Annotated in this window: 11 protein-coding genes; 6 read left to right on the forward strand and 5 right to left on the reverse strand. The window is 69.6% G+C overall.

Annotation, left to right across the window (positions count from 1 at the left end; genetic code table 11):
* Window positions 1-179 precede the first annotated feature (179 nt).
* Window positions 180-410 carry a mycoredoxin gene (locus ACWEKR_RS30410; protein WP_157115098.1) on the reverse strand — a complete coding sequence of 77 codons (231 nt, stop codon included), beginning with the start codon at window positions 408-410 and terminating at the stop codon, window positions 180-182.
* Between the two features lie 120 nt (window positions 411-530).
* Between ACWEKR_RS30410 and ACWEKR_RS30415 the strand changes: the two genes are divergently transcribed.
* The 5 genes from ACWEKR_RS30415 to ACWEKR_RS30435 all read left to right on the forward strand — a co-directional run bounded on the left by ACWEKR_RS30415 (window position 531) and on the right by ACWEKR_RS30435 (window position 5,290).
* Window positions 531-953: an SRPBCC family protein gene (locus tag ACWEKR_RS30415; protein WP_452357379.1), complete on the forward strand. Its 423-nt coding sequence runs from the start codon at window positions 531-533 to the stop codon at window positions 951-953.
* 158 nt (window positions 954-1,111) lie between these two features.
* The gene (locus ACWEKR_RS30420; RefSeq protein ID WP_452357459.1) at window positions 1,112-1,522 is read left to right on the forward strand and encodes an EVE domain-containing protein; all 411 of its coding nucleotides are present in this window, start codon (window positions 1,112-1,114) and stop codon (window positions 1,520-1,522) included.
* A gap of 9 nt (window positions 1,523-1,531) precedes the next feature.
* Window positions 1,532-1,996, forward strand: coding sequence for a MarR family winged helix-turn-helix transcriptional regulator (locus tag ACWEKR_RS30425; RefSeq protein ID WP_452357380.1), 465 nt, complete (start codon window positions 1,532-1,534; stop codon window positions 1,994-1,996).
* A gap of 233 nt (window positions 1,997-2,229) precedes the next feature.
* Entirely contained in the window at window positions 2,230-4,377 is a 2,148-nt protein-coding gene (locus tag ACWEKR_RS30430) for an ATP-dependent DNA helicase UvrD2 (RefSeq protein WP_452357460.1), read from the forward strand.
* Window positions 4,378-4,966: 589 nt separating this feature from the next.
* The gene (locus ACWEKR_RS30435) at window positions 4,967-5,290 is read left to right on the forward strand and encodes a WhiB family transcriptional regulator (protein WP_159848116.1); all 324 of its coding nucleotides are present in this window, start codon (window positions 4,967-4,969) and stop codon (window positions 5,288-5,290) included.
* A gap of 251 nt (window positions 5,291-5,541) precedes the next feature.
* On the opposite strand, the gene ACWEKR_RS30440 is transcribed toward ACWEKR_RS30435, so the two are convergent.
* From ACWEKR_RS30440 to ACWEKR_RS30450, 3 genes are all read right to left on the reverse strand, one after another.
* Window positions 5,542-6,885 carry an ABC1 kinase family protein gene (locus tag ACWEKR_RS30440; protein WP_452357381.1) on the reverse strand — a complete coding sequence of 448 codons (1,344 nt, stop codon included), beginning with the start codon at window positions 6,883-6,885 and terminating at the stop codon, window positions 5,542-5,544.
* Between the two features lie 48 nt (window positions 6,886-6,933).
* The gene (locus ACWEKR_RS30445; RefSeq protein WP_452357382.1) at window positions 6,934-7,809 is read right to left on the reverse strand and encodes a hypothetical protein; all 876 of its coding nucleotides are present in this window, start codon (window positions 7,807-7,809) and stop codon (window positions 6,934-6,936) included.
* A gap of 86 nt (window positions 7,810-7,895) precedes the next feature.
* The gene (locus ACWEKR_RS30450) at window positions 7,896-9,308 is read right to left on the reverse strand and encodes a zinc-dependent metalloprotease (RefSeq protein WP_452357383.1); all 1,413 of its coding nucleotides are present in this window, start codon (window positions 9,306-9,308) and stop codon (window positions 7,896-7,898) included.
* Window positions 9,309-9,435: 127 nt separating this feature from the next.
* Here ACWEKR_RS30450 and ACWEKR_RS30455 point away from each other — a divergent pair, with 127 nt between their 5' ends.
* On the forward strand, window positions 9,436-10,461 hold the full coding sequence (locus tag ACWEKR_RS30455) for a YlbL family protein (protein ID WP_452357384.1): 1,026 nt from the start codon (window positions 9,436-9,438) through the stop codon (window positions 10,459-10,461).
* A gap of 49 nt (window positions 10,462-10,510) precedes the next feature.
* On the opposite strand, the gene ACWEKR_RS30460 is transcribed toward ACWEKR_RS30455, so the two are convergent.
* Window positions 10,511-11,092, reverse strand: a complete 582-nt coding sequence (locus ACWEKR_RS30460; RefSeq protein WP_195086646.1) for a PPA1309 family protein — start codon at window positions 11,090-11,092, stop codon at window positions 10,511-10,513.
* Window positions 11,093-11,155: the final 63 nt, after the last annotated feature.

The following is an 11,155-nucleotide window of genomic DNA, read 5'->3' on the forward strand; positions in this document are numbered from 1 at the left end:
CATGACGAACAGGACGCCGCGATCGGCGCCTACATCCGCTGGTACAACCAGCACGCCCGACCCAAACGCGACTTCGCCGTCAACTCCAAGATCCGGCAACCTGATTACCTACCGAAGGTTGCTTGACGAGGCACTAGCGCATCCGCGCGCGGGCGATGCGACCCGCGCGCGTCGGCTGATCAGGACAGTCCGGCGAGGACCTGCTTGACGGTCGCCAGCGACGGATTCGTCGCGGTGGAGCCGTCGGCGAACTTCACGGTGGGCACGACGTGGTTGCCCCCGTTCACGCTGCCGACGAATTCGGCCGACGCCGGGTCGTCCTCGATGTCGATCTCGACGTAGGTGATGCCCGCCTCGTCCAGCTGCTTCTTGAGCCTGCGGCAGTAGCCGCACCAGGTGGTCGAGTACATCGTCAGGGTGGGGTTCGCGTCAGTCACGGACACTGCAACGCCGGAGAGCCGTTCACTGTTCCAACTCGAACCTTTTCGGAGGGTCTTGCACGGCATTTACTATGCGCGCATACTAAATGCATGACGATCATCGCGACCGCGCACGCCACCTCCGATGCGCCGCCGAGCGCCTTCTTCGCTCGCTGGGCGGACATGGCCACCTGGCCGGAATGGAACACCGATACCGAGTGGGTGCGCCTGGACGGGCCGTTCGCCGAGGGCGCCACCGGGACGTTGCGGCCGAAGGGCGGTCCGAACATCCGGTTCGTCGTCACCCGTCTCACCGACCGCGAGTTCGTCGACGTCTCCCGTTTGCTCGGCGCGCGGCTCACCTTCGCTCACGAGGTCACCGTTGCCGAGGGCGGCACCACGATCACGGTGACCGTCTCGATCGACGGACCACTGCGATGGCTGTGGGCCAGGATCCTGGGCGCGGGCCTGGCCGGATCCGTGCAACCCGATCTCGACGCGCTCGTCGCCGTCGCCGAGGGGGTCGCGGCGTGAACGGCGGGCGAGGGAAGGACACCCCCGTCACCGGTGCGGGTTCCCGCGTCGGCGAGGCGCGGCGGAGCAGGGCCGGTCACCCCGAGGCGGGGGCTCGGGAGCGGAGAGGTCGTCCGGCCGCCGCCGGCGGTTGTTCCGGACCGAACACGAGATATTGGCTGGCGGTCGTGTCCAGGGAGCATGTCCGGCGCGGTGTCGAGTTGGGCATCGCGCAGGCCAACCATGGCAAGCGTGCGGCGGTGGAACGCATGCGGCCCGGCGACGGATTGGTCTATTACTCGCCACGGGAGGGCATGCGCGCGGGATCTCCGGTGCGCTCTTTCACCGCGATCGGCACCATCGATGACCGTCCGGCCTGGCAGGCCGCCCCGCAGGACGGCGGCTGCTTCCAGCCCTGGCGGCGTGCGGTGAGCTACCGAGCCGGGGCGCGTGAGACTCCGATCGAGGCGCTGCGCGAGGACCTGGAATTCACCAGCGCGCCGAACTGGGGGATGAGCCTGCGCCGTGGCCTGATAGAACTCAGCCCGCACGACTACGTGCTGATCGCGCGGGCGATGACGGACGAGTGAGGGAGGCCGATGCACGAGGCGGGGGACGGAAAGCTGCGCTCCAGGTTCCACACGGCCGAGGAAAGCCCCGGTCTGTTGATGTGGCAGGTGACCAATCGCTGGCAGGCCGCGCAGCGGGCGGCGCTCGCCCCTTTCGGCCTGACCCACGTGCAATTCGTACTGCTGGCTTCGCTCACCTATCTCGCGGCGGGCCGCGCGGATCCGGTGCGGCAACGTGACCTGGCCGACTACGCCGCCACCGACCCGATGATGACCTCTCAGGTGCTGCGCGCGCTGGCGCAGAAGGGTTTGGTCGAACGCCGCGACCATCCGAGCGATCGCCGGGCCAAGGCCCTGGTCGCCACCGAAACCGGCGTCGCGCTGGTCAACCGGGCCATCGTCGCGGTGGAGGCGTGCGACGCGGAGTTCTTCGCGCCGCTCGACGACCGGACGAGTGCCTTCGTGCGGTCCCTGCGGTTGCTGCGCGACCGCTGAATCGTCCGCGAAGTTTCGACCGTTCGTGCTCCCTCGCCCACGACCGACCTCGCATGCCGAGCAATGGCGCGGCGGGCGAGCGCGTGCTCGGCTCGGTGATAATTCCGGTGGAAGACGCCGTCCCTGCCCCCTTTCAAGGGCCTACGCCGCAGGTCGAGCAGGTAGAGGCGATACGGCGGCGAGCCGATCGCGAGATCGCGAAGGCGGCCTCGGCGCTGTCGGTGGGCGCTGTCATGATGGATCGCGTGCCCGCTCTCGACCTCGCAGACCTCGATCCCGAGCAGGCCGCCGCCGTGCGCGCCCCGCGTGGTCCGGTGTGCGTGCTCGCGGGCGCGGGTACCGGCAAGACCAGGACCATCACTTATCGCATCGCGCATCTGATCGCCCAGGGGCAGGTCAAGGCCGACCAGGTACTCGCGGTGACGTTCACCGCGCGGGCGGCGGGGGAGTTGCGCACCCGGCTGCGGGCCTTGGGCTTCGGCGGCGAAGCGGCCCAGGTGCAGGCACGGACCTTCCACGCGGCGGCGTTGCGGCAGCTCAAGTATTTCTGGCCGCAGATCGTCGGTGACGTGCCGTGGCGGCTGATCGATGCCAAGTTCCCGATCGTGGCGCAGGCGGCGCACCGGGCCGGGCTGTCCACGGCCACCGACAGCGTCCGCGACCTGCTGAGCGAGATCGAATGGGCGAAGGGCTCGCTCATCGCGCCGGAGGATTACGTGGCGGCGGTCGCGAAGCAGCGGCGCGAGACGCCCTATGAGGCGTTGCGTGTCGCCGATGTCTACGCGGGTTACGAGAAGCTCAAGGCGACGCCGGACGGGTTGCTGCTGGATTTCGACGACCTGCTGCTGCATACGGCGGCCGCCCTGGAGGACTACCCGGCCGTGGCCGACGAGTTCCGCGGCCGCTATCGCAGCTTCGTCGTCGACGAGTACCAGGACGTCACGCCGCTGCAACAGCGCGTGCTCGACGCGTGGCTCGGCGACCGCGACGACCTGACCGTCGTCGGCGACGCCAACCAGACCATCTATTCGTTCGCCGGCGCCACGCCGAGCTACCTGCTCGACTTCTCCCGTCGCTTCCCCGAGGCCACGGTGGTCCGCCTGGAACGCGACTATCGCTCGACCCCGCAGGTGGTATCGCTGGCCAACCGGGTGATCGGAGCGGCGCGCGGGCGCATCGCGGGTACCAGGCTGCAATTGATCGGCCGGCGAGCCGATGGACCGGAGCCGGTTTTCGCCGAGTACGACGACGTGCCCGCGGAGGCCGCGGCGGTGGCGGAGGCGATCGGCCGGCTCATCCAAGCGGGCACACCGGCCGCCGAGATCGCCGTGCTCTATCGGATCAACGCGCAGTCGGAGAGCTACGAGCAGGCGCTCACCGAACGCGGCATCCCCTACCAGGTGCGCGGCGGCGAGGGGTTCTTCGCGCGTGCCGAAGTGCGGCAGGCCGTGCAGGCGTTGCGGCAGGCCGCGTCCCGCGATGATCTGCCCGACCAGTCGCGCAGCGGCAGTGCCCTGGTCACCCTGGTCCGCGCGGTGCTCGCCCCGGTCGGTCTCACCGCCACCGAGCCCGCAGGCGCCCAGGCGCGCGAACGCTGGGCCTCGCTGGTGGCCCTGGTGCGGCTGACCGAAGAACTGGTCGGCCACGACGACCGGCTCGACCTGACCGGACTGCTGCGCGAGCTCGCTGCCCGCGCCGAGGCCAGGCACCCACCCACCGTGCAAGGGGTCACGCTGGCCTCGCTGCACGCCGCCAAGGGCCTGGAGTGGGACGCGGTATTCCTCGTCGGCCTCTCCGACGGCACCATGCCGATCGCGCACGTCCTCGCCGACGACGGCTCGGTCGCCGACGCGGCGGCGCTGGAGGAGGAACGGCGGCTGCTCTACGTAGGAGTCACCAGGGCGCGCGAACATCTGCGGCTGTCCTGGGCGCTGGCCAGGAACGAAGGCGGTAGGCGCACCCGGCGTCGCTCCCGGTTCCTCACCGGCCTCGTCCCGGACGATTCGCCCGCGTCGCGAATCGCGGCCCCCCCGAAGGCCGCGAACAGCGTCCGCCCGACCTGCCGCGTCTGCGCGAAACCGCTGATCGGCACGTACGCGACCATGCTCGGCCGCTGCCGTCGCTGCCCGGCCGAGCTGGACGCCGAACTGCTCTCGGCACTGCGTGATTGGCGTGCGGAGAAGGCGGAGGCGCTGCGGGTCCGCGAATTCGTGGTGTTCACCGACACCACGCTCACCGCGATCGCCGAACAACTGCCCGCCGACGACGCCGCCTTGGCCGCGATCGCGGGCATCGGCGCGAAGAAGATCGACCAGTTCGGCGCCGACGTACTGGCCATCGTCGCGTCCCGGCTTCGATCCACATCACAAAACCGCAGGTAGAAAATAGGTTGTCGCGCTCGACGATCTTGCCTATGGTGGATTCCACGCACCGGGAGGGCATCTCGGCGCGCACAGTTACCGACACACAACGAGTACAGGAGGGAGGCAGAGCAGTGGACAACATCATGAACTTCGGCGCCAGTGGCGTTGCGGTCTATGCGCCCATGGCGGCCTCCCGGGGGATCCTCGCCTTGCAGGGGATCGGTCTGTCCGGAATCGGTGCGTTCGGCACATGCGTCTCGCAAGTGAATTCCGCTGCGATGCACACCTCTGTCCGTACCCCCATTCAGGGCAAGCCCAGCGCGGGCTGGCACCCGACGGCTGCCGAGGCAGCAGTCGATGTCTTCGCGGATGAAGCCGGCTTCGAGCCGGCGGATCCGCGGGCAGCACGCCTCCGCACCGCACACCCAGCGACCGTGAACAGGACTCGACACAGATGTCGACCTAGGTAGGGAACTCCTCCCCGACCTCCTGGCCACGGATCGCACGACAGCGAAACCGTGGCCAGTATTCTCCGGCCCTTCAGCCGACCGGCACCGGTTTCGCCGCAAACAAACGAACCGCTGCAAACGAGCTGAAGGAGAACGACGTGTTCACCGCACAGGGTTGGCCCCAGGCCACTACTGACGTGACATGCCGAACCGTGGCGTCGACTACTCGGACCCAGGAGATTGCCAAGGTCCTGCCCTGCCGTGCTGGAGATCCGGACCTCTGGTTCGCCGAAAGCCCGGTCCAGTTGGAGCAGGCCAAGGCGCTGTGCGCGACCTGCCCGATCCGCAAGGGCTGCCTGAGCGCCGCCATGGATCGTCGTGAGCCATGGGGTGTTTGGGGTGGGGAGATCTTCGACCAGGGTGTCGTGATCGCCCGCAAGCGTCCCCGTGGTCGTCCGCGCAAGGTCGCGGTCCCGGCATGAGCCGGGGAGTGATTTCCCTCCCTCCGGTCGATGTGCTCGATTCGGTCGGTCCCGGCACGGGCCGAGCCAACGAACGAGAAAGCAGACCAGCCGCCCACCGTCGCCGGGTGGGCGGCTGCTCTGCGTGGTTCCGAGGAATCCGTCATGGCGGGGCCGCGGGCCGGGCGGCTATCTCGCAGCGTCGGCAGTAACAAGCAAAAGGGACCCTGCGCCGTGACTCGAGCAGCGATTTGCCCCGGGAATGACGGAACTCAGGAGGCCGTGCGCTCCTCGCGGAAGCCGGGCATCCAGGTGCGGACGAGTTGCATGAACGGCAGCTCGGCGTCGAGCTGCGCCAGGATGCCTACGGAGCCGCCGAGCACGCGGAAGATCATCACGTATTCGGCCGGAAGTTGCAGGGCCCGTGCGGTTTTCATTTCCGGGCTGGACAACTCCGAAGCCTTGCCCGCCACCCGCTGCATCCACCTGCGGGTGAAGTGGAACGAGTCGGTTCGGATCGGGTCGGTGAACGGACGCAGGTAGTCGGCGATCTCCTGGTGGGTGACCACCCGGCCGGGGATCACCCAACCGTGGTCGTACAGCAATTCGGTGAGTTCGGCGAAGCGCTCCTCGACCGCGAGGGCCAGCATCCGGCCCAGCACCGGGGGAAAGCCGTCGGGCATCGGCGCGCAGGCGCCGAAATCGATCACCGCCAGTTTGCCGTCGGGCAGCATCATGAAATTGCCCGGGTGTGGGTCGGCGTGCAGGAGTCCGACGACCTCGGGGGACGAGAAGTGGAACCGGCCCATCAGTCCCGCGACACGGTTGCGCAGCGCGCGGGTGCCCGCCGGATCCTCCGCGCCCTGCTTGATGATCGAGGAGACGGCGACACCGTCCAGCCATTCGGTGACGATCACCTTCGGCGCGCTGGCCACCACCTTCGGCACCACGATCTCGCCGTGCCCGTCGAAGCCCTTCGCAAAGGCGCGCTGATGGGCCGCTTCGTTGCGGTAGTCCAGCTCTTCCTCGGTGCGTTCGGTGATCTCGGCGAGGATCGGCTTGACGTCCGCCCCGGGGATCACGGACGCGACCAGACCGGACATCCGGGACAGGGTCTTGAGGTCCGCGCGCAGCGCCTCGTCGGCGCCGGGGTACTGCACCTTCACCGCGACGGTGCGCCCGTCCGACCACACCGCCCGGTGCACCTGCCCGATGCTGGCCGACGCGGCCGGGCTGTCGTCGAACTCGCGGAAACGGGTACGCCACTGGGTGCCGAGCTGCTGGTCGAGTACCCGGTGGACGGTGGCGGCCGGCATCGGCGGCGCGGCGGCCTGCAGTTTGGTGAGTGCCTCCCGGTAGTGCTCGCCGAACTCTTCCGGTACCGCGGCCTCCATCACGCTGAGTGCCTGCCCGAACTTCATCGCGCCGCCCTTCAGCTCACCCAGCACCGTGAACAACTGCTCGGCGGCCTTCTGATTGAGCTGCGCGTTGATCTCGGACTTGTCGCCTCCGGCGAGCTTCTTGCCGAACCCCACGGCCGCCCGCCCGGCGATGCCGAGCGGAATCTTGGCCAACTTGGCGTTGCGGGACGAGCGACGGCGCACGATCTCAGACACGTACCCATCATGGCGGACGGACCGGCCGATCGGCCATCGCAATCTTGATCACGGTCGGCTTCCGAGGCTGTGCCCTGCGGAAACGTGCACACACGCGCATGCGGGATGGCGGTCCCAACCGCGCCGATCGAGGACGTGGGAATCCAGATCCAGTTCCAGCGTGGCGTCCAGCGTGGCCGGAGCGCGTCGTGGCGAGCAGTCGATGATCGCCTCCAACTCGCTCAGAGCGACCGCCGTGGTGGCAGCGATCCCGGCGGGGGAGGCGTGTCCGACGCGGCCCAGCAGCTGTGCCGCCAGGTGCGGCCATTCGGCGTCGTTCTGCGCGCGGATCAGATCCGCGCAGCGCAGGCAGCTGGTGACGCCGGGGAGCACCAAAGGCCCGATGACGCCCTTGTTGTCTCGGATGCGCAATGGCAGGTGCGGGATCCGGTGCAGCACCAGATCGCTCACCAGCCGTGGGTCGGGCATCAGTGTGTCGGCGAGCACCACGAGGTCCGCTCCCCAGGACCGTACCGCCGCCGTGCCGGAGGGGTAGTCGCGAGAACGGCTCGGCCGCACGCCCAGTGCGCGCAACCCGGCCGACACCGCGTCCGACAGCGGACCCAGCCCGTGCACCCGCACCGCCCGCACGTGCGCGGTCCGATCCTCCGGATGATCCAGCAGGCCGGCTTCGTCGACCAGCGTGAGCAATGCCACAGCGCGTTCGGCCTCGATCCCGCATTCTCCGGCCCGCCAGATGATCTGCGGCTTGGTGCGCAGACCGTCGAGCAGGCGCAGGAACGTGACGACGGTCTCGGCGTCCATCCCTTCCGGATCGAGCACCACCGCGGTTTCCGGATCGCACCCGAGCTGCACGACACCGCTCGGGCGGACCAGCACGGTCACCCTCGGCCGCAATCGCGGACCGCGACACATCGTTGTCATGTCATCAGTATGCGGACCGCGTAGGGGCCAGCTCGTACCGAAACCCTTGGTTATCCACAGGGTTTCGCTTCATCCACAGTGATGGATCAGGACGACGCCTCGCCCTCTTCCCCCACGTCGGGCCCGCCGTCGTCGTCCTTGCGCTCGCGCGCGGCCCGCTCGCGCGCCTCGGTCTCGGCGAGTTGCGCGAGCGGATCGTCGAACACGGTCGCGCCGCCGCCGATCACCGAGTCGATGAAGCCCGCGGGCGAGTCCAGATCGTCGGAATCCGGCAACAGGTCGGGGTGCGCCCACACCCGGTCGCGCGCGGTCATGCCCGCGTCGCTGGTGAGCCTGCGCCACAACGCGGCGGCCTCGCGCAGCTTGCGTGGACGCAATTCCAGGCCGACCAGCGTCGCAAAGGTCTGCTCCGCGGGGCCGCCGGTGGCCCGCCGCCTGCGCAGCGTCTCGGCCAGCGCGCCCGCGCCGGGCAACCGGTCGCCGACGGCGTCGGCCACCACTACCTGCACCCAGCCCTCGATGAGCGCGAGCAGCGTTTCCAGGCGTTCCAGCGCCTGCTTCTGCTCGGGTGTGGTCTGCGGCTCGAAGGTGCCCTGCGCGAGGATCTCCTCGAGCTTCGCGGGATCGGTCAGCGACATCGGGTCGATGCCCTGCGCGGCCTGCTCCATCGCGGAGAAGTCCATCCGGATCCCGCGCGCGTAGTCCTCGACCGCGCCGAGCACCTGCTGGCGCAGCCACGGCACGTGGGCGAACAGGCGCTGGTGGGCGGCTTCCCGCGCGGCGAGGAACACCAGGATCTCGCTCTCCGGCTGTTCCAGCCCCGCACTGAATTCCGAGATCGCCGCGGGCAGCAGCGCCGCGGTGCCGGTGGGCCCGAGCGGGAGGCCGATGTCGGTGGAGGTCAGCACCTCTTTGGCGAGCTGACCGAGCGCCTGGCCGAGCTGTGAACCGAACGCCAGACCGCCCATCTGGCCCAGCATGCCGACCATCGGCGCGGCGAACTGCCTGGCCTCCTCCGGCAGCGCCGCGCTCCACATCCCCGAGATCTGCTCGGCGACCGGGTCGCACAGGCGCTGCCAGGTGGACAGCGTCTGCTCGATCCAGTCGTTCGCGGTCCACGCCACGGTCTTGCCCGCGCCCGCGGGGAGGGTGGTCGCACTGTCGAGCCAGAGTTCGGCGAGGTGCGCGGCGTCGGCCACGGCGCTCGCGGCGCCCGAAGTCACCGGGGCGACGGCCGAGCCGAGTTGCTGGCGGGCCAGCCGCTTGGCGACGTCGTAGTTCACCGGCCCGGCCTGCGCGGAGCCCGGCTGACCCATGCCGCTGAGCATCTGGCCGAGCGAGGTCAGCATCTGTCCGAGCTGCGCCGGGTCGAATCCGCCCGCGCCGGACCCACCGATACCGAACCCGAACGGATCGTTCGGGCCGGGACCGCTCGGCTCGTCACCGCGCTTGCGATCGTCGTCGTCGCGGTTCGAGAATCCGAAGGGGAGGTCGTTCATGCCCTTTACGTTACGCGCGTAGCACAGCGTCCCCGTGTTCGCGCGGCGCGAAACCGGCGGCGGCGCGCCCGGGTGAAATGACCGCCTCCGGCGCCTCGCGCCGCCGGTTGTCATTACTGTGGTCCGGGTGAATCGTCGGATCCTCACCCTGGTCGCCGCTCTGATCCCGGTGCTCGTGCTCGGTGTCGCCGGCAGTGTGCTGACTGTGCCGTTCGTCGCACTCGGTCCCGGGCCCACCTTCAACACCCTCGGCCAAGTGGACGGCAAGGAAGTCGTCGACGTCCGGGGCACCGAGGTCGATCCGACCACGGGCCATCTCAACATGACCACGGTGTCGGTGCGGGACGGCCTGAGCATCTTCGAAGCATTCGGCTTCTGGGCCAGCGGCAAGCACGGCTTGGTGCCGCGCTCGGAGGTCTACCCGCCGGGCGTGTCCCGCGAGGAGATCGACAAGTCCAACCAGGAGGACTTCAAGGATTCCGAAGGCAACGCCGAGGTCGCCGCCCTGCACTATCTGAACTTGCCCACGGTCGTGCTGCTGCGCAAGGTGGCCGACGACGGGCCCGCCCGTGAGGCGCTGCGTGCCGGTGACGAACTGGTCAGCATCAACGGCGCGCCGGTGGCGACGCCCAAGGACGTCGTCACCGCAGTCGGGGGCCAGGCGCCCGGTAGCACGGTGACCGTGGTGTACCGGCGCGACAACGCCGATCAGACCGCGACGATCGTCCTCGGCGCCCGTCCCGACGACCCGGCCAAGGGCTACCTCGGCGTGACACCGGGCGAGGGCGCCCGCCCGCCGCTGCGGGTGGCCTTCAACCTGGCCGACATCGGCGGCCCCTCGGCGGGCCTGATGTTCAGCCTGGCCGTGATCGACAAACTGACCCCCGGCGAGCTGGACAGCGGCAAATTCGTGGCGGGCACCGGGACCATCGATCAGGACGGCAAGGTCGGCCCGATCGGCGGCATCCAGTACAAGATGATGGCCGCGCGGGAGGCCGGCGCGGAGACCTTCCTGGTCCCCGCCGCCAACTGCAACGAAGCCAAGCAGCGGACCCCGGACGGCCTGCGGCTGGTGCGCGTCGAGAACCTCACCGGCGCGGTGCAGTCGCTCAACGAGATCAGCGCGGGCAAGGAGCCGGTCAGCTGCGGGTGATGCGGCGCAGCGAGCTCGGTGACCCGCGCCGGAAGGAACCGGGGAGCGCCTACTCGAGCGTATGGCGCAGCGCCTCCACCAGATTCGGCGCCAGGTTGGGGTAGGTGCGCAGGTCGAGATCGCCGAAATCGTCGGCGTCGTCCTCAGGGCGCAGTTGCAGCAGGCACAGCGACGCGCCGTCGCGCAGCACCGCGGCGAACAACCGGGCCTCCCGGCGCTCCGGATGCGCTTCGGCGGCGGCGCGCGCGGCCGCGTCGGCCGCGTCATGGTCGGCCAGCAGCGGGGCGAGCGCGTCGTCGAGTGTCGATTCGGCGTCCGGCGGCAGCACCACGATCTCCTGCACCAGCACGCAACCCCGGACCGCGGGCGGCCAGCTGGTGGTGGCCAGGAATTCGTCCAAGGCGATCGAGCCGCCGGTGATGTCGTCCGGGAAAGCCTCCTGGGCGACCGGCGTCAGCTCGTCGCCCTCGTCGAGCTGGTCCTCCAGTTCCGGCTGCGCCGCGACCAGATCCGCGGTCGGCACCAGGGCGAACATCTGCGGGGGACGGCCCCACCCCTCGGCGTCGACGAATTCCGCCACCTCCCGGACGGATCGGGCAAGGACGAGTTCGGCGTGCAGGTCTGGGGTCACGCGAACATCCAATCAAACCGCCGACCGGAGCTGCCGGAAACCCGGACGATCGGTTCCCCGGCG

The sequence above is a fragment of the Nocardia sp. NPDC004573 genome, from assembly GCF_053602135.1.

Coding starts and splice junctions, on each gene's coding strand:
- ACWEKR_RS30410 (WP_157115098.1), bottom strand. CDS start 410: ATGTACTCGACCACCTGGTGCGGCTACTGCCGCAGGCTCAAGAAGCAG.
- ACWEKR_RS30415 (WP_452357379.1), top strand. CDS start 531: ATGACGATCATCGCGACCGCGCACGCCACCTCCGATGCGCCGCCGAGC.
- ACWEKR_RS30450 (WP_452357383.1), bottom strand. CDS start 9,308: ATGAACGACCTCCCCTTCGGATTCTCGAACCGCGACGACGACGATCGC.
- ACWEKR_RS30425 (WP_452357380.1), top strand. CDS start 1,532: ATGCACGAGGCGGGGGACGGAAAGCTGCGCTCCAGGTTCCACACGGCC.
- ACWEKR_RS30445 (WP_452357382.1), bottom strand. CDS start 7,809: ATGACAACGATGTGTCGCGGTCCGCGATTGCGGCCGAGGGTGACCGTG.
- ACWEKR_RS30430 (WP_452357460.1), top strand. CDS start 2,230: ATGATGGATCGCGTGCCCGCTCTCGACCTCGCAGACCTCGATCCCGAG.